We start from the raw sequence: 26,667 nt of genomic DNA on the forward strand, positions 1-26,667 counted from the left end.
TGACTGATAATAGTCGCAAAGTAAAGACAATTTGTCTTCCTTACTGTAACTTTTGTACTTTTTACTCATTACTAAACACATTTTATTAATTAACCATAAATGTGTCTATCTATATCAGTATAAGTCATGTTGCTTCCAACCCTGTAATTGCCATCAAGAATGTTCCAGGAGCATGTAGACATAGATTAGTATTTCTTAAAGCCTCTTCTGAAATATGTTCTATCGTGTCATAAATAACATTATAATTCAGCTCGCCACTTGAAATCCAATTAATCTTGCCGTTATAATAATCAGGGATTCCTCGATAAGGTGTTGCACCAGCAGAGAATGTGCAGAGTACATCACCAAAATATCCAATTTCCCAATCCTCCGGAATTCTCCCTATCTCCGTATTTTTGAATTTCGTTTCTTTCATACCTCTCAATCTTTTTTTTGTGGCTTTTCAAGCACCACCCACACACCTGCATTAACCTTGCCTTCATGTCGAATGATGCCAGCTTTCTGCATTGCCGCCAAATCGCGTTCTACTGTACGCTGTGTCACCGACAATGTTTCCGACATTTCTTTTCCTGTGATTAACGGATTTTTCTTGATAGAAGACAAGATAAATCGTTGACGTTCCGTAAGGTTTGTTTCCGACATGTTTCCGACATTTGTTTCCGACATGTTTCCGACATTATTGGTGTTATTAGTGCCGTTTACACCGACATTACGGTAAATGGTAATCAGCGTTCCGCTGACATGATTCTCGATTTTAGGCTCAGGAAGTCCCATCTTTTTCAATCCTTGACGTATCTTGTTAATGCCACGCCCCCATGTCTCGATAAAGCCAGCCTTGTAGAAGGCATTGGCTATGTTGCGGTTGCGAGGTTGTGAAGCATGTTCGGCAAACAACTTCTCTTGATTGATACCTTCGGGCAGTTTGCCATCGTTCCAAAGCATAATGCAGTCGTCATATACTTTCATTTGTGTATGTACTCCCATATAGTCACGGTGTACGATGGCATTGCAAATAGCCTCACGCAACACATCCTCGGGTATTTCCAATTGCTCTATACGTGTTATCCCTTCGTAGTGAATAGGAGACAAAAGGTACTTGGAACGCAACAATTCAATGATGCGGTTTACCATTTGCAGGATATTCCCTTCTACAACATCCTGTGTGATCAAGTCGCTCTCGTCATTGTGGAAACGACCGATACGGAAATCGCAAGACACAAAGAATCTCTTCGGGTTCTTGCCAAAGAGCAACAAGGCGGCTTGCTTGAGCTGTCCTTCCTCAGTTATCAAGTTCAGACTTCGCAGCACAGCTTCAGTAGATGAAGTATAGGCGTCACCCGAAATTCGTCCCACTTCAATGCCTTTACGCAAGAAGTAGTCGATAGCTTGACGGTCTATGTCGTTTAACGTGGCTCCGGCGACTGGCATATCATCCCATGACCACCCCATCTTTTTCAAGATAAAGTTCTGCAATGCCAGTCCCTTTAGTTCTTGCTTGGTAGAACCACTACGATAGTGGTAAACACCACGGTAAGCCACAGGCATACTGCTTGGTGTCACCACAATCTCTATGTATTCTTTTTCTCCTTCTGTAAGTAGGTTTACATCTTCCACGATGCCAAGGTAGTTGACAATTTTGTTAGGAATGTCTTCCATCAGCTTCTTGGCATCAGGCAGACCTATTACCTGCTTTTCATCATTCACACCGATAAAAATGTGACCGCCTTGTGCATTGGCGAAACCACATATCCATTTCAGATATTCGTCTCGCCAAGATTCTTTATATTCTATATTTTGACTTTCACTTAGCATGATGTTATTTTCTTTGTTAAAGCGTAAAACCCATTTCGGCAAGGTAGCCGTTTACCTCACTTTCGTACTCACTCACCTCTTTTGTCAATTCAGGTAGTGTATTCTCGTACCGCTCCACAAGCAAAGTAACTTCTGTACCAATACGATGAGTGACTGATTGCATCAGTGCCATGCAACCGCCAATGACAGTGGCGAGCCACTTGCGTTCAACAACAAGTGTTCTAATTTCATCCTCAGTGAGAGTGGCGTATTTCTCTACCACCTTATTCGTCAGTGTTGTCGTCAGTTCCTTGATTTGAGCTTTCAGAGAAGTCAATTCGTCATTTTTGTCAAGATACTCCTTAAACACGACAAGTGTGTCAGAAAGAAGGGGATGGAAGTTCTCAATTTCACCAATTCTTCTCTTGATGTCCGTTTTGTTGAATTTTTCCCATCCAGCAAAAACGTCTTGATGCTCTGCAATAAAGGAGTTTCTTGCAAGTTTGGCATTTTTGTTGTTGCTTGGCATATCTGCCAAAGTCAACAAAATTTCCTTTTCCCCTTTTATCGGTTTCTTACAAGTTGCAGATTTGTATGCTGCTCTTATTTCATTAACCTTGTCATAGCCATTGAAATCATCCTCGTGCTCCTCTGTCATTTCTTGTATCAAAGACTCGATCTCTTCTTGTTTTGCCTTTAGGGTATCAATATGATGCTTCTCGTCTGAAAAATATTCATCAAGTACAATCTTTACAGGAAGAAGGTCGCATACTATTTCGTCATACATACAAGGTATCTCTTTTGTCTTAGACTTATTGCTTTCAGTATCGCTGCCATTATCCTTCTTGTTCTTCTTTTCCTTGACTTCCTTTACCTTGATGGCTTTCACTTCTGGATAAGTCCAACCATCATTGGAAATCATATAACAATCGTCCTGCATGGTATCTGTCCAGTAGTTTAGCAGGACATCATAGGTATCATAAGCATCTACGAGTCCACTATGCTCCATAGTTTCCGCTAATAGACTTTCAGACCAGTCGGCAATCAATTCTTTTGGATGGACACCTTGATTGATAGCCATCATCTTTGGTTCGACATCTTCTTTCCATCCATTTAATACCTTGGCAAAAGCCTCCCCTTGTGCTTTATAGGATGAATCATTGTCTATGACATCGTTGACTTCTTCTTTTTTAGGCTTTAAGGAATAGTACCCATTGTTGACATCACAGAAAAGTTTATCCTTCAAAGTTGGGCAAGCCTTCCAAAAGATTTCCATGTTTTCAACATCGGTTGCAGGAAGCCCACCATGCAGATGAGCTTCTATGTCGTGCTGAATCTCAGTGCCTATAGGTTGGATGTAACGAGAAATATTCAAATTGTAGTCATTCTTCTCTATCTCACTCCATTCTACCAATCGGCAATAATGTGGTATGGTTTGCTGGGCATCCCAAGCATCTACGATGTGTTTGATATCCTGTTCACGAAGGCGGTTCTTCGCACCATCTTTCGTAAAGCCGTCTTTGGCATCAATGACAAAGATACCCTTACGGCAATCCTTATTTTTCTTGTCGATGATGATGATGGAAGCAGGAATACCTGTACCAAAGAAAATATTTGGAGGTAAACCGATTATACCCTTGATGTAATGTTTTTCGATTATATCCTTACGGATATCATATTCGGCATTTCCACGAAATAGTACACCATGAGGCAAGATGCAAGCGCCACGTCCAACATCAGCTTTCATGGAACTGATGAGGTGCAGTAAAAAAGCATAGTCTCCACATTTTGCTGGTGGTAACAGGTTGGCTGTCCAACGATTATATTGGTCAGGAAACATGTCTGAGGCAAGCCAGTTCTTCTGTGAAAAAGGAGGGTTTGCCACACAAACATCAAAGGTGCTCAACATACCATATTGAGTGAACTGAGGATTGCCCAAAGTATCTCCCACCTTTATCTCTGCATTGCTGACTCCATGGAGAAGCATATTGAGTTTTGCCAATGCAGCCGTGCTACTATCCTTTTCCTGTCCACAGATAGACACACGAGGGTTGCTTGCTTCTGCCAAAGCACGAAGCAAGAGAGAGCCAGAACCGCATGTAGGGTCGTAAATGGTTTGCTCGGCACGGTCAAGTTCGTTGATGCGTAGCACCTTCGCCATGACACGACTTACCTCAGCAGGAGTATAGAACTGTCCTTTGCTCTTACCGCTCTCGGCAGCAAAGTTCTTCATTAAGTACTCGTAAGCATCGCCCAACAAATCATCGTCAGCTGCACGGTTACGCGAGAAATCAAGTGCATCGTTCTCAAAAACTGCAATCAGTCGAGATAGGGTATCAACCATCGTTTTTCCACTTCCCAACTTGTTTGGGTCATTAAAGTTTGGAAGGGCAAGGTCGCCTATCTGTCTGGCATTCATCTCCTTGATGGCCTCCAACTTTTGGTTGATTAGCTCTCCAATTTTGCCGTTCTGTTTGAGAGCAACAAAATCTTTGAAGTAGCAACCATCTGGAACTTTCAGACGGAAGCCAGGTTGTCCAGCTTTGTCTGACAGATATTTGATGAAGAGAATAATAAGAACATAGTCTTTATATTGACTGGCATCCATAGAACCACGCAAAGCATTGCATGACTCCCAAAGTGCACTGTATAATTGTGATTTTTTTATAGCCATATTATTTGTATATTAATTATGAGTTCTGTGAAGCAAGGCGGTAAATTTCATAAATGTCTTGCTCGGTCATTGCTGGGAATAAAGCCTGTAAGTCATCACGTAAGTCCCAACTTGCGTTGCTGTCAGGGTCTTGCCAATTACGCCCAGCATTCTTGTATATGAATTCATCTATAGTCTTGATGATGCGGATAGTCTCATCTTTGTCTTCTGGAGCATGCCATGTGGCACGATTGTTCCATAAGGCTTTACTACGCTTGTTTGTCAAGTCGGATGGTGCGTCATTACCATGTTTGATAGCTTTTATATGTTCTATGAGAGCTTCTATCTTTTCTTTTGCCGTGGCATTGCGAGCCTTTAGCTCTTCAAGGAGTGCCTGCAATTTGTCACTGAAAAGTTTATATTCCTCCGCATCACCGCTGTTCCAGTCTGTGTTTACTCGGCGAGCCTTACCTTCGATAGCCTCTGCTGCTCCATTGGCATTACCTCCTGCTTCGTGTATGGCTTTTTCGGTTGCTTCTTCGGTGTCTGTAGAGTCATTGATGAGGTCAAGAAATGAGAAATCTGCCGATGATGGAATGAATGTTTCTGCATCCTCTGCCCTAATGTGTTGGTCAAGAAGTTGACGCATATCGGGGTCAAGCGTCTTTGGGTCAAAGTCATCACCTGATTTTTGCTTGACTTTTCGCTGAACCGTTCCCGCTTCTCGTGAAAGTGAGGCGAAATGATTTATTTGTTCTGCCGTGAAATCTGTTTTTGCGAAATAGTCCGACATGTTGTTATATGCCGTGACCATACTTCCTGTAATACTATACATGATGTTACGGCGAGCTTGCGCAGGTTCTTCGCCATCATATTCCTTGACATAATATTCAGACAAAGCCTCCAAGTCGTTCAAACTTTTACTCTCCCAAATAGTTTTTAATCCCTCGTATGCTTCTGTGACAGCAAGAAGTTTTTCCTTGCATTTATTCACTGCACTATCCAGAAGTCCATCTATGTCCACATCATCGAGTCCTTCAAAGCCTGAACCATCATTGAACTTGGTGACAACATTTTCTATGCTGTTGAAAAGATTCTTGAAATCAACAATGCGTCCAAATTCTTTGTGAGTCTTGACTATAATGTCGCCCTTGTCATCTTTGATGTCCTCGCCAAGTCGGTTGACACGACACACTGCTTGGAACAGTGTATGGTCTTTTATCTCATTATCTATATAGAGAATAGTGGCGCAAGGGGCATCAAAGCCTGTAAGCAACTTGTTGACTACAATTAAAAGTTTCATCTGGGCAGGACGCTTCACGAAAAGCTCTTTTGCCCACTTTTCATACTCATCAGCATTCTTTACTCCAGCTTCTTCAAACGATTTCTTCGCCCAGTCGTACTTGAATTTTGCTTCTGTAGTCTTGTTATTATCGGCAGAGTTGTTGACTATATCACTGTCCGTAGGATCGTAACTTGTTACAACTGCACATCTACCTTTCAAATCGCTACTTGAGAAAAACTTATAATAACGATAGGCTTGGAAAATAGAGCCAGCTATGAGCATGGCGTTACACCAATCATGTTTCAGTAATCCATAATTCAAGTCATCAAGAATGCTGTAACCAATACGTTCTATGCGTTCTTTTGTGGAATAGATACGCTCCATTGTTGCCCAACGTTCTTCCACCATTTGCTTTTGCTCTGGGGTAAGTTCACGCCCTGCTGTAAGTGCAGCAAGCTTTTGGTCAATCTTCTCTTTGCTCGTAAGTTGCTGTTCCACATTGCGGTATTCATATTGTAGGTCAAGGATAACCTTGTCCTCAACTGCTTGTTTGTGAAGGTATTTATGAATATATGGTCCGAATGTGCGTTCTGACATGCTCTTAATGGCATTGTATGGGTCACCTTTGTCTTTCTTCAGTAAAGGTGTGCCGGTAAAACCTATAAGCATGACTTCCTTTCCCATGATAGCACGCATTGCTTCATGGAGGCGACCGCTCTGGGTTCGATGACATTCATCAACAAATACGAAGATGTTGTCACCTTTTACACTGAAATGATTACCATATTTTTTTGCAATGATAGTTTGCAGTTCATTCAGATACTCATCAAGGCTGACTTTTGTTCCAGACTCATCCTTTTCAGCTTCATCATTATGTTTGTGTGCGCCAAACTTGTGAATTAACGAACAGATTAGCCATTCGTCTCCCTTGTTTAATGTATCAAGAAGGTCGCTGCACGATTCTGCATGATGAAGTTTGTTGCCTCCCTTTACAAAAGTACCAGCAAGCTGTAAGTCAAGTTCCTTTCGGTCGGTGATTACAACGACACGAGGATTGGAAAAGTTCTTCTGGATATAGGAAGCCAAAGCTACCATCGTAAGACTCTTTCCTGAGCCTTGCGAGTGCCAAATGACTCCACTTTCTTTTTGAGGCATTCTTTTAGCAGCTGCTTTAATAGCATATATCTGATGAGGGCGTAATACCTTCTTAATACCACCATCATTCAGCACACCATAATGAAAGAAGAACATAAAGTTCTCCTTGTCGAAAAACAGACGGTATGCTTCTTTCTCTGTAATAGTGTCACCAACTTTATTTGTATCTCTTTTCCATCTGCACCAAAAGGAAAGAGGAGTACCTATTGTTCCGTAACGAAACTCCACGTCATCATTTGAGGCAATGGTGAACTGTGTTGTGGTAAAAAATGATGGAATAAAATCACGTTCGTTGCTAAGATGCTGTTTTATGCCTTCCTCGTAGTTGACTAAACTTCGTTTCAGTTCAATGACAGCAAGAGCTATACCATTCACATAGACCACAATGTCGGGACGCTTGTTCTTGCCAAGAAGTGGGTCTATGTAACTAACCTCTTCTGCAATCGCAAAGTGATTGTTCTGTGGATGGTCGAAATCGTAAAACATTACGTCTTCATGCTTCTCCTCTGGTGATGGTTGTGACTTAATACCCATTATCAGTGTATCGTACAAATCTGTATTGCACTGTATGAGACTACTCATCTTGGAATCACCAAGGCGAGCTTTGTCTTTCAATTTTACCAAAACATCCTCTATCTGCATTTCTGTACGACCTTGTTCTTTCAGAAAAGAGCGTACTTCGTCATCCAATATCGGTGAGTTGGCTACACCCATATTGTTTACATTAGAACCTTTAGCATACTGCCAGTTGCCAAGATAAGTATATCCAAGTTCTTCTTGAAAACGCTTGACGAGAGCATTTTGATAGTCTCTTTCTTTCTGTTCTTGATAGTTTGCCATATTTCTTATAGAGGAAATTCGTTTAATTGTTCTTTTATTTTTTGCCATCCAGGAAGGTATGTTCCAAGAATGTGCCGAAACTTGTCTGTATGGTTCTGCTCAATGAGGTGAGTGAGTTCATGAGCTACCACATATTCAATACAGTTTAATGGCTTCTTTGCCAACTGGAGGTTGAACATGATTTTGCCACTTTCTTTGTGGCACTTGCCCCAACTGGATTGCATTTGTTGAATTGTCCAATTTGCTGCTTTCACCCCAAGAATTTGCTCCCATTTATCAACAAGCCGTTCCATTATTGGTGTTAATTGTTCTTTGTACCAAGTCCATAACACATTGGCTATATTTTCTTTGGAAGTGGATTCTGACACATATATAATAATGTAGTCCCCTTGTATCTCTACATGATGAGTACAAGTTTTGTCCCTAATAACTTTCAGTCGATAAAGTTCACCTTTGAAGAAATGTGCTTCTCCAGAAATATATTCCCTTTCGTCTTGTATGGTATAGGACATCGTTTCCTTTCGTTTTAAGGTTATCCATACCCATTTTTTAAGGATGAACAGCTTTATTTGTTCATCTGTATATTCGTTTGGAGCAGACACATGAACCCTCCCATTTGGCGGATAAACTGCCAAATGTAAGTTCTTGATGGGTTTGTGCTCAATTTCTATTTCGATACCATTAACTAACATTATTTACTTGTTATTCTCTTGCGATAATAGATAAGATTTGTATTCACGCACAATTAACTCTCTCAAATCCACTTCAAGCAAGTCTGCAATTTTTAATAGACTGCTCAAATCTGGTTGTGACGAGTTTGTACACCACTTCGATACGGTGGAAGGTGTAACTCCCATCTGTTCTGAAAGCCATTTATTTGTACGTTTCTTTTCTACCAATACAAGCTTTATTCTGTTTATATCTTCCATACAATTATAATTTCAGCTACAAATATAGTGAAATAAATTCAATTTATAGAATATTTTCTTTATTTTGTATATATATTTAAGAAAAATTACATATAAAGAGTCTTGGTTGGTAAGTTTTGGAGGTATGCAATTCAAAGAAATCGTGTGAAAGAATGTAAAATAGAGGTGTACTTTTGGCAACCTCTACAAATTAGAGTTTAAATACGTTGCCAAAATGTTGCCAAAAATAGAAAAGAAAAAATCCTAACCGCTCATTATCAAGCAGTTAGAATTTTCTTTGGTGCGCCTGATAGGCAAATATGCCCTGTGTTCCGCTGGCATTAGGTGTATATTGCATGAAAGAAGCCACGCCCACATCATTCATCAGCAAGGCAACGGCATCTTCCTGTTCTGATGTTGCACGAACAGGATAACGATAGTCGGGCATTAAAAGGATGCGTCTGTTCCCTCAGTACTGTAAGCCAAAATCTCCCCCATCTCATCATCGCCAGAGACAATCACAAATCCGCTTCCCCTGGCGTCATTATATATATAATAAGGTGTATCAGCTGTTTGAGAGAAACCTTTAGATTTTGCCTTTACCTCTTGGGATTGAGGTAAGGTGACGTATCTTTGAGCTATCTTCGCTGCTTTGCGAGGATTGATATTTTTACTATATACTGCCGGACTAAAGGCTAAAAGGAAACAAACGATGGCCTGTGAAATGGCTATCGAGGGGGAAAAGGATAGGATACTATGAATAACTTTCATGATGACTGTAAGTTGATAATTATTAAAATCTAATAGTTTTATTGATTGTAGAAATATCCATTTCTATATTTTTGCAAAGATACAAAAAATATTCATAATAGACTCGTTTTAAACAATATTTTATAACAAACTCTTATTCCGCCGCCCTACACCGCACCCATATTGTCATGAGTTGTTACGTTAATACTGTGAGTCAACGTGTATTATTAATAAAGTTTAAAGTGGTCAACTATATTTTTATAGTTTCTATCAGAATAATGCAATAGGCTTCAACTGCTTACGAAGCTGCTTTCATTGCTCAACGAAATAGGCTTCATTGACTATCGAAGCCTATTTCGTATTTCGAGGCTTTTTTATTCAAGTTTATGCTTTAGTAACGACAAGTTTTCAACAGGTGGCCAATCGTATCATTGGAAAGGGTGTAACGCTGCCCAGTGGCAGGAGGGCGTTCTTAAAATTCTCTACCACAAAGATACGACTTTATGTAAGAAAATGCAGAATATATTTGCTTTTTGCACAATTTGCACAAAGATTTATATAAAAATGATCTGTTTTTTGGCAGTTTACTTAAAAATCATTATCTTTGCTCCCACAAATATGGAACAAGGAAGAATGATCCTACTTCGTATAGCAGGCAGGACTACACAGGGCAAAGCATACTTCGGCAAGGCTCTAAGTAATCTTCTGTCAGTAAAAGTAATAATGAGTTTGATTGAGACATGTAAAGCCAAATACAAGTTTCGATTAACCCTAAAAGTGCCCCATTGTTTCTGCTGTCAACAGGATACCGCATGCCGCCCGCATGATGCAGATAGAAAAGCAGCGTGAGGAGTATTACAAGCAGCTCGGCACACCGCCGGGAGTGCCGACGATGAAGGGTGCAACTGCAGATCCAGACAATACAGGTATTGGTTACAACAGCATCATTACAGACCTGGGTGACCACAGCGTTCCTGAAGGCTGGATACAGCATCCGAAGTTCAACGGCAAAGGTGATGTCCCAGGTCCCCCTATTCAATGGAGTGAACCGGAGAGTCCTGATAATGCGCAGCCTGCCTATGGTTATGTCCCCACAGACACCACCAACACCGAGGAAATCTTCTTCTATCACTCCGACCACCTCGGCAGTACCTCGTACATCACCAACGCTAAGGCCAATATCACCCAGTTCGATGCCTACCTGCCACGGAGAGTTGCTGGTGGATGAACATTCTTCATCTGAGGATATGCCATATAAGTTCAATGGTAAGGAATTAGACCAGGAAACGGGACTGTATTATTATGGGCAAGGTATATGAATCCAGTGACGAATCTTTGGTATGGAGTGGATGCTTTAGCAGAAAAATATCCCAATTTATCAAGTTATAATTATTGTGCAAATAACCCAGTAAAGTTAATTGATAAAGATGGTAACGATTGGCTTAAAACAGATAAAAAATATTTCTATGATCCTTTAGTTACAAGTCAAGAGGATGCAACTAATAAGTATGGAAAAGAAACCAAATACTTATTTGCAGCGGGAACTCTATTTGCAAAGAGTGGAGCATATTCTTATGATTTGGAAGTTGGAGGTCATGTAAAAGATACCTATACTGGTGAATATATTGCAGGACAAATTAGTACACCGGCTGGAAGTACCATTGTCAACAATAATGCATATTTTAACCGTGATGAACTGAACTTTAGGGAAAAATGGGCTCAAACAGACAATTGTATAGGCAAACTTTTATATGGAATGGCCAATGATATCTTTGTTACAGCGCAAATTTTCGACTTTGGTAATTGGGCTGGTTCTGGAGCAACCAATCCTCTTACAGGTGCTGAAGTTCAATTTTATAATATTGATGGAAGTCCAAATTATAAACCTGCGGATGCTATAGTACCAACATTAGCTACAAAAGGCGTAGGAGGCTTAGGTGATATTGCAGAAAAAACTATGGGAAAAGTAGCTAAGAATGTGATGAGAAGTTTTAATAAACTAAATGCAGCACAGTTTAGCTCAAGTTTCAATAAGAGTTTTGCTGGCTTCTCTCCAAAAGTAAGAGGTTTTTTGAATCGTTGGTATAATAAAGGAATTGAATATCTTAACAAACCTCGAAGAGCTGTTTCTACAGCAAATACTGTATCCCAAAAAAATAAAAATAACGATACGGAATAGTAATAGACAAAAGGTGTGTAGACATGTAAGTTATCATGCTTACATACCTTTACTAAAATTTAACAATATTGTTATGAACAAAATAATAAAAATATTATCAAGTATAATTTGTTTTTTTTGCTTCGTCATTTATGAGTTTATCGATTATTTTAATGATTTTTTGTTTTTTTTGCCAAATCTTCCAGAATCATTTGTAACTGAAAAAAAGTGGGAAAAAATATTACGCAAATTAATTAAAAAATCATAACATTATGAATATGAAATAACCAGTTGACAACAAGAGCTTCCAGAATGCCATCAATGAAAGAGTTTTCCAACAAGTGTATAGCAAAGTATCACCAGGACTATAAAACAAGAAAGAAATGAGCAAGACTATTATGAAATATTTATTGGCTTTATGCCTTATTTGTAATGTTGGCAATGCGTTTGCACAACATCGTTATTATTGCGAGGTAAAGGGTATTGAGAAAGACCTTTCTTCTGGTTTGAAAATAATCTTCGACTTCGGGACAAAGGCTTCATATAATATTTGGGGAGACCTCAGCAGCAAATTGAAATTTGTGGATGAAAATGGCGAAGAAATCAAGTTTAACAGCATGGTAGATGCAGCAAATTATATGGTTGACAAGGGGTGGAACTTCCAACAAGCTTACTCTTCTGCCTATGGCGGAAAACCAGTGATACATTGGATTTTCTATAAAGATGCCGGAAATATGGATAAAGCAAGAGAAGGAATTATGACCAAGACGGAATATCAGAAACTAAAAAAGTGAAGCTATGACAGAAGAAGAAAAGAAAACGTTGGTTGATGCGGTGAATTGCAAGTATCCACATCAGAACTTAACGGAGATTTATTACAATATAGGTAGAGCATTGCCTTTTACTGCTCAAAGATTCCCAGACGGAAGAGTTTCAGACTGGTATCGTAATCAGTATGTGGAGGTTGTACGAGTAGAACCACATGGAAGAGGTGGTAAGTTTGGAAATGTATTTGGTTTTTATTACCATGTTGTGGGTGTGGCTCATGGATGTTGTTGGACATCATAGGTGAGAAGACAACAGAATCTGTTAAGGTTCTCGGTCTTGATGACAAGATTGGCTGTGGTAAATATAAGGATATGACTTTGAAAGAGGTCATCATTAAAGATTGGCAGTATGTCAAATGGGCGATTATAGATTCCCAACACTTCTATACCGATGTTGATAAGGTATTGGAATATCATATGGAGAATAGACCAACACTTGGTCCTAACGATATAATGAGCTTCGGGAAATACAAGGGAAAGTCCATTGAGGAGGTTTGCAAAACAGACCGACAATACCTTATATGGCTTTCACAAAACAACGATTCTTTCAATCTTGATTGGGAGAAATTCAAGTAATCAAATTATAATGTAGCTATGAAGAGATTTATGTTAATATTTTGCTCCCTGCTTATAGCATTCGGAGCAACAGCACAAAGTAAGTTAGGTTCGCAAACTCCTAAGAAATCTATATTCATTACATCAATACTTTTGGTATTGATGACCCTAGTTTCATGTTCTGTCGGATATAAAAACGATGGTAAGGAGGTAACATGGAATACGTGGAATGAAGGAACCGGTTATACTTCAAGTCATGTTGATGCAGACCCAAAGACTTTTGAAATACTGAATGATGATTATGGTCGAGACAAGAAACACGCATTCTACGAGGGCGATATTATCAAAGGTGCCGATGGCGGCTCGTTCCGTGTGCTTACCAAATCGTATGCAGCAGACAATACGCATGTATATGTTTCCGGTGAATTGATAGAAAAGGCGCATCCGGCAACATTCAAAGTGCATTCCTACTATTTTGCAGAAGATGCCAACGATTTTTATTGGGATGGGAAAGCACTGAACGTAAGAGATAAATCGACATTCAAAATCTTAGGCAGTTCAGATTCTTGGGAAACTCATTGGGCAAAAGACAAATACAATGGATACTACCTTGCAGGAGGTGTGATTACAGATATCGATTACGAGACTTTCCACCCGATTGAAGCAAAGACTCCGGACCAATCAGGAGACTATGCCGCTGACAAGCACAAAGTGTTTTTCAGGGACAAGGAGGTTCCCGGTGCTGACCCTGCGACGTTCAAGGAAGTGGACTTCTATATAGGGCAAGACAAGCACAGGGCTTACAATAAAGGGATTCCAACCCAAATAAAAGATTATTCCAAACTCACCGAAGTAGGCCGTTTGATGTATTCCGACGGAACGAATATCTACGATTCCCATTTTAATATCCTTCCTAAAGCCGATGTCGCGACTTTCGAGCATATTTCCGACAACTGGTACAAGGATAAATCGCATGTCTGGTGGAGTTCCCAATTAGTTGCCGGGGCAAATCCCAAAACTTTCCAGCCTGTGTCCGCGGGAGGTTTCGGGGGAGATTTCAACTATGGGAAAGATGACAAACATGTGTTTTGGAACGACTCCATCATTCAAGGTGCTGACCCCGGAAGTTTTGAGAAGATGACATTCCCGGACGGCGACAGTTGGACGGTGTTCGACCGCAACCGAATATATGAAGGCAAGGATTCTCCCAAACTGCGTGAATATCTGAAAAAGAAATATGGGAAATGAGTATGGAAATCATGCTGCGCTATATAGTCGGAATCGCTATTGCTTATGGCATAGGCAAATGGATATATCAGTCGATACGTTCACGGTCGATTGACTATTTTTTATTGGCGATTATTGCGCTTATGGGTGCAGTTTTATGGCTTTCAAGAGGGTTTCTTATCTCCAACCGTGTATATGATTTCTTGATGATTGTCGTATGGCTTGTTGCTGTCGGTTGTTTTATCATTTCCCGAAAATCCCAATATGGCAAGTATTTGAAATTTGCTACTGTTGGCGGTCTTTCTACTTTTCTTGTGCTTTTTGTCTATTGGAATGTAAAAGCGGAGTCTATCAAACCGACAACATTGACAACTCAGCTGAGGGGATATTCAACAAGTAGAATAGTTGAGGTATGTTTCCGTTATAACGAAACTCCATTTAGGAGAAGTTACAATCTCAACCAATACCCAAATGTAAAGCTACTCCCTGAACAGTACGATGTAAGGGTGACTATCAAACCTATCTCGGCCAATGTTGCCAAACTTGAATCAATAACGCTAATTCCAAAAAACAGAAAATGAAGCAGTGGTAGAAAATTCGGGGTTTATAATCTTTGAAATCATATTGAGAATTTAATATGTTTTGAAAGAAATATATTACCTTTGTAGCATAGACGAGATGCCAAGAAAGCATATCAAAACAGAATGCAGCAACAAGAACGGTTGGCAATTCGTTACCTCAAAATCGGACAATCCTCCCAATGTCCTTATTATAAAGGGATAAAGATTATATTCCAAAATATGTATCGTAGAATCAAAATATTTTGGTTAGGAGAGATTATTTATCTACGGACAATCTCCTGAAGCTTATCATATTCCGAGCATGAATTTTCTACGGTTGTGATACGAAAGCGGTAAGAAGGCTTTCAATATGTACTTAACAGAATTTGGTCAAGCCATGATGGTAGCATATATTTTCCCGTCTTTCGTAACATAACGCACATCTTTGGAAGTATAGTTTTGACCTCCATTTTATTCTTCCTCCATTTTATTTTCTATTTCTTCTATCTGTGGCAAAGCCGAAGCGACATCAGCAAAGAGTTTTTCTGTTTCGTATTGTGCAATGCCCATTGGTTGAGTAATGCCACGAAGCGAGAACTCTGCTTTCTTGTTGCTCTTAGTACGGCAGAGAAGCAAGCCAATGGTAGGCTTGTCTTCTAGTGACTTTACCATGTCGTCAACAGCAGAAATATAGAAGTTCAGCTTGCTAACAAACTCTGGCTTGAACTCCACGGCTTTTAGCTCATATGTTGCGTAGTCAATTATGTTGGCTTCACATCAGAAAAGCTTATCCACAAAGGATTCTTTTGATTTCTACACAACATAGATTTTGACTACGCAAAGGTACTATATTATTTTAAACTATCCAAAAAATCCATCAAGTTTTTATCGTCTTTCCAACGATAATTCGTTTTTTCGGACTTTACTTCACAACTTTTTAGAGCTTTTGCCTTCATCTCCATATTTACTTCTGCATAAATATTGGTTGTCTCTACAGATACATGACCAAGCCAAGCCCTTATGGTGTTTATGTCAACGCCAGCTTGCAGTAAATGTGTCGCTGTTGTATGTCGGATCGTGTGTGGTGTAACTCTTTTACCCTTTATCGAAGGCATTACTTTCGACAAAGTATCTGCATGTCTGGTAACCATTTCGTAAACGCCAAACCGACTCATCGGCAAATGTTGGCGATTAAGGAAAACGTGTTCCTCTGAGAATCTATCGGCAATGATGCCTCTCAAAGCCTTGCAAGTATCATCCCACAAAGGGCATCTTCTAGTTTTCCCGCCTTTTCCCAGTATGCTGACAACAGCCAGTCCTTTTCCTTTTGGCAAGTAAACATCCCCGATTTTCAACGAGGCTGCTTCTTCTGCTCGTGCTCCTGTATTGTACAGAAAGAGTAGCAGCACGTAGTCTCTCCATCCCTGTTCGGTATTTTTTGCAGGTGTGTTCAATAATGCGTCCATCTCAGATTTCTCCAAGTATGTTATCTGTGTCCTTGGAGCTTTCTTCACCGGTATGTTTCTTATTTCTCGACACCACTCTATGTGCTCGGGAGAGTTGCTGGCAATGTATTTTGCCAATGCTATGATAGCAGATAATCGTAGATTCCTGGTTTTTATGGAACACTTTCTGCTTATTTCGATGTCGTTCAGAAAAGATGTTGCAACCTTTGAGGTTATATCCGTCACAAGTATCTCCTCTGCTCTGATGTGTCTGTCTTTACAGACAAATGAGACAAGCTGTTTAATAGCGTCCCTGTATGCTCTCATCGTATTTCCCGAGAGGTTGCGGATGTTGGTCAGATAAGTGCAAAGAAAAGCTCTTACCCAATATCCCAAATATGATTCTTTTTCATGTTTCGACTTTCCCATTTCTATATGCGTTAAAAAGATCATTAGCCTCGCTAAGCAAATCGTCTGTCATGCTTAGATAAACAGAAGTGTTAGAGATGTGGTCGTGTCCAAGATAGGTGGACAGTGAGTTCAACAGTCTATTGACATCTTTTCCGGAACGGTACCATTCCGTCAGGCGATGCACGGCAAATGCATGTCTCAGGTCATGGAGCCTCGGTTGGTATCGGGAGCCGTCAGTTCTTTTGATTCCAGCCATCTCCCTTATCCGTTCGAAGGCATTCCGAACCACGTCGATACTTAATCTGTCCATGTTCTTGTCCAAGAACACAAAAGTCTCGTTATCAGACGGCCAACCTTGTGCTTTTCGCCAGCCCAGAAAGTCGTTCAGTAACAAGACCACTTGGTCGTTGAAAGGCACCATTCTTGACTTGTAGAACTTCGACTCTCGTATCACCAGGTATTTTTCACATAAGTTCAAGTCTTTTAGCTGCAGCGAGATGGTCTCACTGATTCGCAAACCTAACACATAAGTGAGCTTCAATATTGCCTGCACGCATCTTGGTGGAGTCTTGCTTTTGTTTTTCTGATAGCTCAAAGCAAGTTCGAAGATTCTCTTTAGCTCCTCCGCTGAGTAGATGTACGGCTTAACATGTTCCAGAGCCTTTGGCTTTTCCTTTGGAAGGACTACTTCTTGCATGTATCCACGAACTATTGCCCATTCGAACATCCACTTCAATGAAGAGTAACGCAAGAACCAACTGGCGGAAACGGTATTGTTTGGACTATACAAAAATGCCGTGCAAATCTTCTCGTCGATGCTCATACATTCCTTGTCTTCACCAATGTATCTGGCGAAGCTGCGCAATATTACGGCTGGCGACTGATATTTTTCTCCCAAAGAACGACGATAGGCGATATATGCCTCCACTAAATCACACACTTTCATAACAACCCCTCCCAATTCATGTCAGCGACCTCACGAAGTGAAGTCATGTCGGTCTTAGCGTAGATTCTTGTAGTGTCCAGGCGCATGTGTCCAAGCAAGTCTGCTATTTCCTTGAGGCTATACCCTGTGTTTATAAGATATGTGGCACAACCATGTCGCAAGGAATGCGGACCATAATGGCGTAGGTTCACTTGGCGCACCACCAGTGCGTCCCTCACCATCTTGTAAATGGAAGAGGTGGAGAGCTTGGAGTGTGGGGCACGTATGGTCAAGAAAAGGTGCTCGTCCTTGGCTTGGTTATAGCGCACATCTTTCAGGTAGGAGATGATGGCATTTCCTGCTACAGTAATCAGCGGCAGAGTCTGAGACTTGCACCCTTTCGCACGGTTTAGGTGGATTTGCTCATTGCGCCAATCAATGTCTCTAAGTTTGAGATTCGCAACCTCGCTGCATCTCATACCATATATGGACAGCAGCAAAAAAATCGCATAGTCTCGTTTCCCCACACCACTTGCGGTGCTTTTTTCCATAAGAATGTTCTGCACGACCTCCCAAGGAACAAAAGAAGGAATGTCATCGTGGCGATACTGCCTCGGTGCATTCATCGACATTGCCAGCACTTCAGTGTTCCACCCTTTGGTTTCACCATAGGCGAAGAAATTACGAAGAACAGATATTATGCCTGCTATGGTACGACGGCAACACCCGTTTTCTTTCTTTTGGATTGCGAGATAATTGTCTAGCGTTTGAGGAGTTATGTCTTTAAGACTACTAGGTGAAATCGTACCCATGAAGTTCTTGAGCATTGAATAGCGACTCTCTATCGTATTCAATGACAAACCTTTCTCGTACTTCAACCAGTCCAGGTATTCCATGACAAAAGGTTTCAATGGAAAGCTGTCTGCTTTTCTTATGTATACGCCCAAGTGTATCAGCCAGTCACGTACAATATTGATGAAACGTTTTCTTGCATATTGTCCATCAATACTATCCTTACCACTCTTTTCCATGGAAGCCCATTTGTCTGCGGCAGACAACAGTTCCTCCTCAGTAATACTATGCGACATATTTGGATGAAGCAAGTCAATGGCATGCAAGTGATATGCGGCGATTTGTCGAAGCGTTGATGTTGCAGCCCCCATTCTTTCCCATTTCTCCAAGTGAGATGTTCTCTCATCCTTCAAGGGATAATTGAGATAGCGTAGCTTGTGGTGGCTTCTGGAAAACAATCTGTTCAATATGCAATCCGTGGTGACATAGCTGTAGTCCATTCTACCTATGTGTGACAACCATTTGAAAGCTATACTCTTAAACTTGCTTACAGAGCTAGGAGAAAAACGACGTTTCATCGGATGGTTCTTGATTGTATGTGCCCAACATTCTGCATTTTCGAAAATCTCTTGGATGGAAACCATACGATTTTCATCGTCTGTTAATCTCAATTCTTGTACTATCAATAACAAATAGTCTGCAATTGACAACAAATAAGAATGGCTCAATCCTTTCTTATACATAAGCGTTAGGTATTCTTCTCGTTCCTTTAATAGAGGAGCATCTAAATGCTTTTGGAGATACCATTTGCGTCTAATAATATATTCAAGCATAAACCACAATATTTAAGGGTTAGAAAATAAATGAATTAACTCACCTCAAATATAGTGAAATTTTAAAAACAGATAATTAAACGTTTAGGATTTTTATAAAATTATGTTGTGTAGAAATCAAAAGAATCCTTTGTGGATAAGCTTTTCTGATATGAAGCCAACATAATTGACTACGCAACATATGAGGTGAAAGTTACCGAGTTTGAACCTTCATATCTGGGACAACTATCAGCCTATATGTCGTTTGTAAACCATACACTAAAGAGTGATGCTGACAATCCTACGATTGGTTTGCTCATCTGTAAATCGAAAGATAATATATTTGCGCAATATTCTCTTGAAGGTTATAATCAACCGATAGGAATCTCTGAGTTTGAGGGGGTTAACTTGCTGCCTAAAGAGTTTAAGAGTTCATTACCTAGTATTGAGGATATTGAGGCAGAATTGAAGAAAAATAGCAAGCAATAATAAAATATATGGATAATCCTAAAAGAATGGAATTGCAGTCGGCAGATGGAGCGCAGCTGTAATCTGGAAGAATCTTTCATAGAGGATCCTATTTGTCCTGTCTGTCGCAAAAGTTATCCTGCAGGATCAACATATTGTATAGTGGATGGAACAAAACTCGTGTCTCCTGATAAATTAATACCTAAATTACCGATTCCGATAACGAGCCATTGGACATAGACTCTTCTCTGTCAAAGGTGGAGAGCATCCTCACCCATCTCTATATCAACCACCAGGGGAAAATAGAATAAATCACATAGGGACTGCCTGAAAAATCCTACTGAGCCAGCAGCGTCATTTTTCTGTCCACTCATACCACCTCCATTGGAACTATATAACATATACAAAAGAAGAAAAATGAATTTTTTTTCGCTCATTTTTAATACATATCAGATTTTTTTAGTAATTTAGCGCAGTAATTGAAAACGAATTAAAATTATTATATAAAATGGATAATTATAAATACATCAAAGCAAAAGTCTTGCGCGCTGATGATGAGGAGCACAAGTTTATCATCGAATGGGAAGGTAAAATTTATAAGATAGCCCAACTTGCATTTCAAAGGAGGCTACCCCTACCCGATTTTCTTGACTGCAAGCTGCTGACAACGTCAAGTGGCAAAATCTTTATCTCGCAAAATATCGACCTCCTCATGAGAAGCTATTACCATGAAAATGAGGAAGTGGATTTTAAAATCAAACTGACTCTTACCGACAAATACCAGTTGGAAGATCAATATGGTTTAACGGCAATGATGGGCCGTGAAACTAATATCAATGCCGCTCTTACACCAAGAGTAAGATGCAGGATCATGAAGTTCAGACAAAACTATATGGAGGTAAAACTCGTTGAAGTGCTGGGAGCTGAGAAATCAGAATTCTCGCTCTCTGAAAATGATCTGCAGGAAATATTTGAAATCATCCACCAGAAAATTCTGCAAGAAGATACGCAGAAAAAGGAAGAAACTGATGAATCGGACACAAATTCAGAAAACGATAAAAAACAAGAAGGAACAGATATTGCCAGCTGGAATACAGAGAATTTCAGAAAACTGATGTTGGGTGATACTCCATCTGATATGTTCGATGTGGAATGTCATCGCTGGATTTCAAATATCTCCCAAAATATTTCCCAGAACCAACTTCAAGCTTTACTCCAAAACATACGCTATCATTGCCTCTGTACCCTGCAGAGTAACTTACTACTGCCCCGGTGCAAAGAAGCAGAACGCATATTATTAGAGCAAAGATTTACAGATGTTATCGAGCTGCTGTCTTATTATATCCAGGCCATCCAAATTCTTAAGGAAGGAAAAGCAGAAGATACCATCGAGCATATCCTCTCTACACTCGCAGACTGTGCCTACATCTACCAACCAAGAAAGCAATTCTGCATCATGCAGTGTATTTTCATGCTTGATGTCTCTATCATGGAAAAACAGATAGGCAAAATCCTTTCCACACTCCGTAAGCAGGAAGTATATCTCTGGACACGTACACCATTCCAGATGCAATGGCTCAAACTGCTACAAAGTTACGTGGATTTTACTTATGCGCAGACCGACAAACTTACCAGCGATCCTGCCACAAAGGAGACTATGATTCAGGTATTGGTGACTGAACTGATGCTCAGTAACCATTCTACTCATAAGATATATGATTCTCAACTCATCCAGGCACTACTCTACCGACTGGTATCTCTGATGAACGTGAGCGATCCTAACAAAACACTGCAAAAAGCATTCCGATCACTTTTCACGGCAACAGAATTTGATGCTACCCTACCCTTCAATTGTGATGATGCATTCATCATCGCCAATATGCTCTGCTCGCAGGAAAACAATGAACCGGTAGAAAATTTCGAATCCGCTAAGTTCGAAGGAGAACAGACCATTCTCACTGTCAATGAACAAACCATTGCCATACAACCGAAGAATCTCAACAAAGAGAATCTCTATCTGCCTTTCCCTTCAAGAATGGGATTGTGGCACGGACTCAGCATTCATCTGGACGAGAAACCGCCAGTAAACCTGAGAGGAAAAGTGGGTACTACCATCGAGCACTACAAGCAACTATGGATGTATATCAACCAATCACTCTTTTCCAATAAGCGAAAATCAGACAGTAATAAGAGAAGAAAACTCGATATAGACGATGAAACAAGCATCATTATTACTAAGCAATTAGCCGGACAGCTCATGTTCGAATGCCAAGTTATTGAGGAGGGATATGAATGCACAGGCACCCTGAATGTACTGGAAGATGTGGTACCATACTATCCCGGCGAAGTAAGCATCAAATCCTTCCAATATCTCGACAAGCCACTCGTGCTCAGAGCCTATGTAAAAGACATAAATCCAGATGGAACATACGTGTTTGCCTTGAGCGAAATGATTGAAGATTATGAAGAAGAGGTGCGCGTGAATGATATTTTCTATAACTCCAGACTCACCTGCCTGCTCAATAATCGTGGAGCCGATATCGGGCGAGTACCAGCCATCAGCAGTGAAGGTCTGTCCGTTTCTGTCTCTCCTGCGCAGGACATGACTGTAGAGGAATTGAGAAAGGGAATGATCGTAGAAGTGGAAAATATCTCGAAAGGCACAAATGGCTATTTGAACGCCACCTTTGTGCGTGAGGCTCCTGAAAGCCGATTTAATGCAGCAGAAGCCTTTCACCAGCTGATGCTGGGGTATAGCAAGAAAGAAATATACAACCCGCTGGCTGAGAAAGATGAATGGGCAGCATCCCACCCGCTTGAGCCTGTCTATGTGAGTGAATTAATGTGCATCATTGAAGCCAAAGCTACCCTGGAAGAAGACAATCTCAAGGCATACAATTATCTGAATTTCTGCCGGCTGATGGCCATTATCCTGGAAAACAAAGAGCGGATAAGTTACTATGACAGCCGATTGGCCCTCTTGGAGATTCTCAACGATTTTGCCGTATTAGACAAAGTGGATACAAGCAAAATACAGCATATCGCTGATACAGACCCGGAACTCTTCGATAGAAATGCCATCCTGCGACACGATTTCATGCAACTGCGCATCATCGGCTGTCTCGACTGTGAAGACCATTATGAAGAACTTTACAGGTGGAGCTGTTGCAATGAAGATCCGCAACTGCAGCAACTCGCCTCGCTCGTTCTCTCTCATAATTTCGTCAAAAAGTCGGGACTATTGTCACAAGCTGTTGATATCTTGGATAAGATCAGAGCGCTTCTCAAACTCCAGAAATCGTCCTCCAATAAGAAAAACTATGGAAAGGAAGATTTCCATACCGAGTTTAAAACCTCTATCATCTATCCGGAGAATTCCATGCGGGTAGATGTTCAGGCTCAGACTAAAAAGATCATGCAGGAATTGTGTGCTTTCCTCAATGCCGATGGTGGACACCTGTATTTGGGAGTATCAGACATTGGGTATGAGATGGGATTGGAGGAGGATCTGAAGAATCAACTCTTTAAAGGATCCCGCGATAAGTATGAGGTATATGTAAATAATCAGATTGTCTATTATCTGGGGCAAACGGGTGCCCACTACATCCATACTCATTTCGATGAAGACGTGAAGAATGCAGTGCTCATCATCGATGTTGCCCCATGCCCTACCCCTATAGCAGTAGGCAACGAGTATTTTGAACGCATGGGAACATCGGCTCGAAAGGTAAACGACAACTATCGTGACAAGTTCCTTGCCATCCGCCAGCAAAGAGCCCAGAAGCTTGCGCCTCATATAGAGGATAAGAAAACCGATTCCCTCATGCCAGAAACTGTACCGGAAAAGGAAATCGTAAAACCTGTGGAATCTGCACCTGTAACTGATTTCATCCAGACTTCACGCATACGCAACAATGCCCTCCACGAATACGAGGAAGGTTGGAGACCATCAACGGCCGTCATCTGCCTAATGGGAACCGACGAATACAAGGTACTCGATGAAGATGACTGGCAAGACTACCGCCTGAAATTAGCTGTACATGAAGATGAAGAAGAAGGATGGCTGATTCTTGTTTACGAAAGCGGAAGGGTGTGCAAGGTATCGGTAGAAGAGCTCTTGCAACGAGAAAGAGGCAGAGTGTTTAAGCGCAATGCCGACGAAAAACTGATATTCGCATCCATCGCCACCAATGCCGACTCTGTCTGTGTAGGTTTCATAGATGGCAAGAACAATCGTTATGTACGTTTCGATGACGTAGAAAGATTCGGTCAATCCAAAATGCAGGGCGATGGTACCTTGCCAATGGACGTACCTAATTCGGGAGTACACTATGTGGAAGTGATAGCTATCAATAAAGTTCCTATCTTACGCAACATAGGAAGAAAAACAATAGGATGCATCCTCAAAACAGTAGAAGGAAAACGCTGCTTAGCAGTTTTACCGGACTGCAAAACGAAATAGTATCAACAAGATATACCGTCATCCTGCATCGCGGAAGCCATGTTCCACCATTGCATCTGCAGTTTCCTTAATCAATTTCTCGCTGGTGTTACCTTGAAAGAGGTTCCAGGTCATCCACCCCATCGGAGGAGTCTTTGCCAATTGGTTACGTTCCACAAGCATTTCGCTTTCCTGGGCAAAGGATGATGTTGCAAATAATGCTTCAACAGCAATAGATAAGATTTGCTTCATGTTGTTTAAATTATATGGTTTATATGATTACAAGCAAAGATATAACATTTTATCAGGAAAATCATACGTCCTTAAATTAGTATAGATAAGTAACAACTCATGCCCACTGGGGCATTGAAAATGAAGAAAAAATTTGGTTAATCCAGAAAAAATGTATATTTTTGCCGAATATAAGTAAACAATGAACCTAAATCTCAGAGAATATGAGAAAATTATCGAATAAATGGTTATCCCACCAGAATGTAACTAAGCAAACACTGGGGGCTTTGTGCAAATCCAACTGGATCTTGGGCATATTTATCTTTGCGCTCCTGCTCATAGCCGTTGGATTATATTTCCATTGTGCAGATGATGTGGAAAGTATGGACGGACTGGCGGCGGTGGGTGTCACCTTGCTCTTCGGGTGTGTTTGTTTTGTGGTTCCCAAACTGAACTATATTTTCAGCCTGAGAAGACAGGAAATACGCATTACATGGACGCAGATCGTCTTTCTGGTCAGTTTTGGAATCTGGATTGCCACAATAGTTTCTCTCATTGGTATCACGCACATGCCTAATGGAAATATAATCATAGCCATTGGCGGTTCGGTTTTGTCCTGGATATTTCAGGATACCATCAAGAGTGTTGCCGCATTTTTTTATCTCCGTGCCAACGGACTGTTGCGAATCGGGGATTGGATCCAGGTGCCAGCCCAGCAGATAGATGGCGTGGTAAAAACGATTTCACTTACTACCGTTACTATAGAAAACTGGGATACTACTACTTCAGCTTTTCCTATCTACATTCTACATTCTGAACATTTCAAAAACAACCAGAAGATGTGGACAGGGAAAACTTATGGTAGACAAATGCTGAAAACCTTCACGCTGGATACAGGTTGGATCCATCCTCTTTCTGAGGAAGATTGTGAGCGCCTGAAGAAAAATCTCAATATAGACTCAAGCTTCAAGGATAAATTCCTGAAAAGTAAAAAACTGAATGCGGAAGTTTTCAGACTCTACATCTATTATTGGCTTATGAATCATCCTCATGTCTCGCAGGAACCCCGTCTGATAGTCAGATGGCTTCAGCAGACCCAGGAAGGTATGCCGTTGCAGATTTATGCTTACATCATCGACTGCACGCTGGCTCCTTTTGAATGGCAGCAGTCTCAGATTATCGAGCATTTCCTAAAAGCGCTTTCCTGGTTTGATCTGCAACTTTTCCAGACGCCATCAGGATATGATACTAGCAACAGTAATATTAATATGGTAGAAAATAGAGCTGACTACCGAAAAAATCAGAATGACTATGCTACACTCTCATAAGAATCAGAAGAATCTTGCCCAGCAGAATTACCAGCAGATGATAACAAGAAAAGAGGACCTATTTTCCTCTCTTCGCCGAAGCAAAAATGAGGGAAATCAGAGCCGGATAGGAGCTGGGGATAAATTTGAAGAATCGGTCGTAACCAACTGGTACAGAGCAAGAAGATATGTAATAGGATATCTCGACAAACAGGGCATTTTATACCGTGAAGGCTGTCTGTGCCGTTCCCTCTCTCCTCTTAGCATCACGATAGAAGGAACTTCCGCACTCCTACTCTCTGTGGTTAGACAAATCGCTCTGATAGCTCATTATCCAGACTTCAATGAGGATAGTGGCAGGAAGAGAACCATGATCACCATTCTGTTTGATAGAAATGAATATGATGAAGATGGCATCATTGCGGAAGTTTTCAAGGAGGAATATCTTTCTAATCTGAAACTCCTATGTCCTTATCGTATCAGTTATATGGATAAAGAGGAGACTGGAAAAGTTTTCAATCCAGATTCATTCATTGATCTGGAGATAGAACTCATCGGCTACGATGGGCATGATTTCAGTCAATATCCAAGCGATGATGCAACAATCCGAATCAGAGAAGAAGATGTGAATAGATTCTTTGATGAAGGGATGAATGAGATGGAAGTGAGTAAGGCCATGCGCACGAATATGGTTTATCATGTGGGGGCTGACCTCGACAATCTTCCTTCTGATGATCCTAATACGGCTGAGCGATACAGTCATGCCCTGTTCTACCTGTGTTATCAGCAACATTTAAGAAATACACTGGCGCAATGGGACGATCTTCTTGGCAGTCTTGATGATCAGGATCCGATTTATCAGGTGAATCTGAGAAACAAAATTTCAAATGTGTTCTGTTCCGACTGTTTTAAGTCAAGACTCATGTGTGTTCTTGACAGGAAGGAATGGGGATTTGAGAGCCTGCCATCAGATACTCCTATCATCCAGAAAATGATTATCCTTAATTCCGCAACACTATAGTTTAACATTATTTATAAGTGCCTGAGCAACAAAAAGTTGCCCAGGATTTTGCCATGTCAGAATTTTCACTTACCTTAGTGTTGCGAAAAGAAGACAAGCAAAACT

General features: G+C 40.7%; 22 protein-coding genes and 1 pseudogene. 10 read left to right on the forward strand and 13 right to left on the reverse strand.

Annotated elements, in window-relative coordinates:
• Positions 1-124: 124 nt before the first annotated feature.
• From EXN75_RS14425 to EXN75_RS14455, 8 genes are all read right to left on the reverse strand, one after another.
• Entirely contained in the window at positions 125-415 is a 291-nt protein-coding gene (locus EXN75_RS14425) for a restriction endonuclease subunit S domain-containing protein (protein WP_134844339.1), read from the reverse strand.
• Positions 416-420: 5 nt separating this feature from the next.
• Entirely contained in the window at positions 421-1,812 is a 1,392-nt protein-coding gene (locus EXN75_RS14430; protein ID WP_134844340.1) for an ATP-binding protein, read from the reverse strand.
• Positions 1,813-1,828: 16 nt separating this feature from the next.
• Entirely contained in the window at positions 1,829-4,465 is a 2,637-nt protein-coding gene (locus tag EXN75_RS14435; protein WP_246031424.1) for a type I restriction-modification system subunit M, read from the reverse strand.
• A gap of 16 nt (positions 4,466-4,481) precedes the next feature.
• The gene (locus EXN75_RS14440) at positions 4,482-7,724 is read right to left on the reverse strand and encodes a type I restriction endonuclease subunit R (RefSeq protein WP_134844341.1); all 3,243 of its coding nucleotides are present in this window, start codon (positions 7,722-7,724) and stop codon (positions 4,482-4,484) included.
• 5 nt (positions 7,725-7,729) lie between these two features.
• Positions 7,730-8,416 (reverse strand): M48 family metallopeptidase, encoded by a 687-nt coding sequence (locus EXN75_RS14445; RefSeq protein WP_134844342.1) that lies wholly within the window; start codon positions 8,414-8,416, stop codon positions 7,730-7,732.
• 3 nt (positions 8,417-8,419) lie between these two features.
• Entirely contained in the window at positions 8,420-8,653 is a 234-nt protein-coding gene (locus EXN75_RS14450) for a helix-turn-helix transcriptional regulator (protein ID WP_022429425.1), read from the reverse strand.
• Between the two features lie 265 nt (positions 8,654-8,918).
• Entirely contained in the window at positions 8,919-9,080 is a 162-nt protein-coding gene (locus EXN75_RS18345; RefSeq protein WP_246031425.1) for a C10 family peptidase, read from the reverse strand.
• Positions 9,080-9,403, reverse strand: a complete 324-nt coding sequence (locus EXN75_RS14455; protein WP_246031426.1) for a Spi family protease inhibitor — start codon at positions 9,401-9,403, stop codon at positions 9,080-9,082. The genes EXN75_RS18345 and EXN75_RS14455 overlap by 1 nt, the downstream gene beginning before the upstream one ends.
• Before the next feature lie 790 nt (positions 9,404-10,193).
• Between EXN75_RS14455 and EXN75_RS14460 the strand changes: the two are divergent.
• The 6 genes and pseudogenes from EXN75_RS14460 to EXN75_RS14480 all read left to right on the forward strand — a co-directional run.
• Positions 10,194-10,817 (forward strand): annotated as a pseudogene (locus EXN75_RS14460) (RHS repeat domain-containing protein); the annotation flags it as partial.
• Positions 10,818-11,938: 1,121 nt separating this feature from the next.
• On the forward strand, positions 11,939-12,334 hold the full coding sequence (locus EXN75_RS14465; RefSeq protein ID WP_246031427.1) for a hypothetical protein: 396 nt from the start codon (positions 11,939-11,941) through the stop codon (positions 12,332-12,334).
• Positions 12,335-12,338: 4 nt separating this feature from the next.
• The gene (locus tag EXN75_RS18350) at positions 12,339-12,608 is read left to right on the forward strand and encodes a PAZ domain-containing protein (RefSeq protein ID WP_246031428.1); all 270 of its coding nucleotides are present in this window, start codon (positions 12,339-12,341) and stop codon (positions 12,606-12,608) included.
• Positions 12,590-12,943 carry an exodeoxyribonuclease X C-terminal domain-containing protein gene (locus EXN75_RS18355; protein ID WP_246031429.1) on the forward strand — a complete coding sequence of 118 codons (354 nt, stop codon included), beginning with the start codon at positions 12,590-12,592 and terminating at the stop codon, positions 12,941-12,943. The genes EXN75_RS18350 and EXN75_RS18355 overlap by 19 nt, the downstream gene beginning before the upstream one ends.
• Positions 12,944-12,973: 30 nt before the next feature.
• On the forward strand, positions 12,974-14,170 hold the full coding sequence (locus EXN75_RS14475; RefSeq protein ID WP_167639536.1) for a DKNYY domain-containing protein: 1,197 nt from the start codon (positions 12,974-12,976) through the stop codon (positions 14,168-14,170).
• Positions 14,167-14,730: a hypothetical protein gene (locus EXN75_RS14480; RefSeq protein ID WP_223176164.1), complete on the forward strand. Its 564-nt coding sequence runs from the start codon at positions 14,167-14,169 to the stop codon at positions 14,728-14,730. Before EXN75_RS14475 ends, EXN75_RS14480 begins: the two co-directional genes overlap by 4 nt.
• Before the next feature lie 450 nt (positions 14,731-15,180).
• On the opposite strand, the gene EXN75_RS14485 is transcribed toward EXN75_RS14480, so the two are convergent.
• The 4 genes from EXN75_RS14485 to EXN75_RS14500 all read right to left on the reverse strand — a co-directional run bounded on the left by EXN75_RS14485 (position 15,181) and on the right by EXN75_RS14500 (position 18,953).
• Positions 15,181-15,474: a PDDEXK nuclease domain-containing protein gene (locus EXN75_RS14485; protein ID WP_342776621.1), complete on the reverse strand. Its 294-nt coding sequence runs from the start codon at positions 15,472-15,474 to the stop codon at positions 15,181-15,183.
• Positions 15,475-15,560: 86 nt separating this feature from the next.
• Complete coding sequence (locus tag EXN75_RS14490) at positions 15,561-16,583, reverse strand: tyrosine-type recombinase/integrase (protein WP_118120469.1); 1,023 nt, start codon at positions 16,581-16,583, stop codon at positions 15,561-15,563.
• Positions 16,564-17,511, reverse strand: a complete 948-nt coding sequence (locus tag EXN75_RS14495) for a tyrosine-type recombinase/integrase (protein WP_118120466.1) — start codon at positions 17,509-17,511, stop codon at positions 16,564-16,566. The genes EXN75_RS14490 and EXN75_RS14495 overlap by 20 nt, the downstream gene beginning before the upstream one ends.
• Positions 17,508-18,953, reverse strand: coding sequence for a tyrosine-type recombinase/integrase (locus tag EXN75_RS14500; RefSeq protein ID WP_158570240.1), 1,446 nt, complete (start codon positions 18,951-18,953; stop codon positions 17,508-17,510). Before EXN75_RS14500 ends, EXN75_RS14495 begins: the two co-directional genes overlap by 4 nt.
• Before the next feature lie 324 nt (positions 18,954-19,277).
• Here EXN75_RS14500 and EXN75_RS14505 point away from each other — a divergent pair, with 324 nt between their 5' ends.
• Complete coding sequence (locus tag EXN75_RS14505; RefSeq protein ID WP_134844347.1) at positions 19,278-19,583, forward strand: PDDEXK nuclease domain-containing protein; 306 nt, start codon at positions 19,278-19,280, stop codon at positions 19,581-19,583.
• A gap of 487 nt (positions 19,584-20,070) precedes the next feature.
• Positions 20,071-24,024: an AlbA family DNA-binding domain-containing protein gene (locus EXN75_RS14510; protein WP_134844348.1), complete on the forward strand. Its 3,954-nt coding sequence runs from the start codon at positions 20,071-20,073 to the stop codon at positions 24,022-24,024.
• 18 nt (positions 24,025-24,042) lie between these two features.
• On the opposite strand, the gene EXN75_RS14515 is transcribed toward EXN75_RS14510, so the two are convergent.
• The gene (locus tag EXN75_RS14515; RefSeq protein ID WP_134844349.1) at positions 24,043-24,255 is read right to left on the reverse strand and encodes a hypothetical protein; all 213 of its coding nucleotides are present in this window, start codon (positions 24,253-24,255) and stop codon (positions 24,043-24,045) included.
• A 203-nt stretch (positions 24,256-24,458) separates the two neighbouring features.
• Between EXN75_RS14515 and EXN75_RS14520 the strand changes: the two genes are divergently transcribed.
• Both EXN75_RS14520 and EXN75_RS14525 read left to right on the forward strand, forming a co-directional pair.
• A complete protein-coding gene (locus EXN75_RS14520) occupies positions 24,459-25,562 on the forward strand; it encodes a mechanosensitive ion channel domain-containing protein (protein ID WP_134844350.1) in 1,104 nt (367 codons plus the stop codon).
• The gene (locus EXN75_RS14525) at positions 25,546-26,562 is read left to right on the forward strand and encodes a hypothetical protein (protein WP_134844351.1); all 1,017 of its coding nucleotides are present in this window, start codon (positions 25,546-25,548) and stop codon (positions 26,560-26,562) included. Before EXN75_RS14520 ends, EXN75_RS14525 begins: the two co-directional genes overlap by 17 nt.
• The last annotated feature ends 105 nt before the right edge of the window (positions 26,563-26,667 follow it).

The sequence above is a fragment of the Segatella hominis genome (genome assembly GCF_004535825.1).
Lineage (GTDB): Bacteria > Bacteroidota > Bacteroidia > Bacteroidales > Bacteroidaceae > Prevotella > Prevotella hominis.

Coding starts and splice junctions, on each gene's coding strand:
- EXN75_RS14510 (WP_134844348.1), top strand. CDS start 20,071: ATGGATAATTATAAATACATCAAAGCAAAAGTCTTGCGCGCTGATGAT.
- EXN75_RS14465 (WP_246031427.1), top strand. CDS start 11,939: ATGAAATATTTATTGGCTTTATGCCTTATTTGTAATGTTGGCAATGCG.
- EXN75_RS14495 (WP_118120466.1), bottom strand. CDS start 17,511: ATGAAAGTGTGTGATTTAGTGGAGGCATATATCGCCTATCGTCGTTCT.
- EXN75_RS14515 (WP_134844349.1), bottom strand. CDS start 24,255: ATGAAGCAAATCTTATCTATTGCTGTTGAAGCATTATTTGCAACATCA.
- EXN75_RS14525 (WP_134844351.1), top strand. CDS start 25,546: ATGCTACACTCTCATAAGAATCAGAAGAATCTTGCCCAGCAGAATTAC.
- EXN75_RS14490 (WP_118120469.1), bottom strand. CDS start 16,583: ATGGGAAAGTCGAAACATGAAAAAGAATCATATTTGGGATATTGGGTA.
- EXN75_RS18355 (WP_246031429.1), top strand. CDS start 12,590: ATGTTGTTGGACATCATAGGTGAGAAGACAACAGAATCTGTTAAGGTT.
- EXN75_RS18345 (WP_246031425.1), bottom strand. CDS start 9,080: ATGCCCGACTATCGTTATCCTGTTCGTGCAACATCAGAACAGGAAGAT.
- EXN75_RS14475 (WP_167639536.1), top strand. CDS start 12,974: ATGTTAATATTTTGCTCCCTGCTTATAGCATTCGGAGCAACAGCACAA.
- EXN75_RS14450 (WP_022429425.1), bottom strand. CDS start 8,653: ATGGAAGATATAAACAGAATAAAGCTTGTATTGGTAGAAAAGAAACGT.
- EXN75_RS14520 (WP_134844350.1), top strand. CDS start 24,459: ATGAGAAAATTATCGAATAAATGGTTATCCCACCAGAATGTAACTAAG.
- EXN75_RS14435 (WP_246031424.1), bottom strand. CDS start 4,465: ATGGCTATAAAAAAATCACAATTATACAGTGCACTTTGGGAGTCATGC.
- EXN75_RS14440 (WP_134844341.1), bottom strand. CDS start 7,724: ATGGCAAACTATCAAGAACAGAAAGAAAGAGACTATCAAAATGCTCTC.
- EXN75_RS14425 (WP_134844339.1), bottom strand. CDS start 415: ATGAAAGAAACGAAATTCAAAAATACGGAGATAGGGAGAATTCCGGAG.
- EXN75_RS14455 (WP_246031426.1), bottom strand. CDS start 9,403: ATGAAAGTTATTCATAGTATCCTATCCTTTTCCCCCTCGATAGCCATT.
- EXN75_RS14430 (WP_134844340.1), bottom strand. CDS start 1,812: ATGCTAAGTGAAAGTCAAAATATAGAATATAAAGAATCTTGGCGAGAC.
- EXN75_RS14445 (WP_134844342.1), bottom strand. CDS start 8,416: ATGTTAGTTAATGGTATCGAAATAGAAATTGAGCACAAACCCATCAAG.
- EXN75_RS18350 (WP_246031428.1), top strand. CDS start 12,339: ATGACAGAAGAAGAAAAGAAAACGTTGGTTGATGCGGTGAATTGCAAG.
- EXN75_RS14480 (WP_223176164.1), top strand. CDS start 14,167: ATGAGTATGGAAATCATGCTGCGCTATATAGTCGGAATCGCTATTGCT.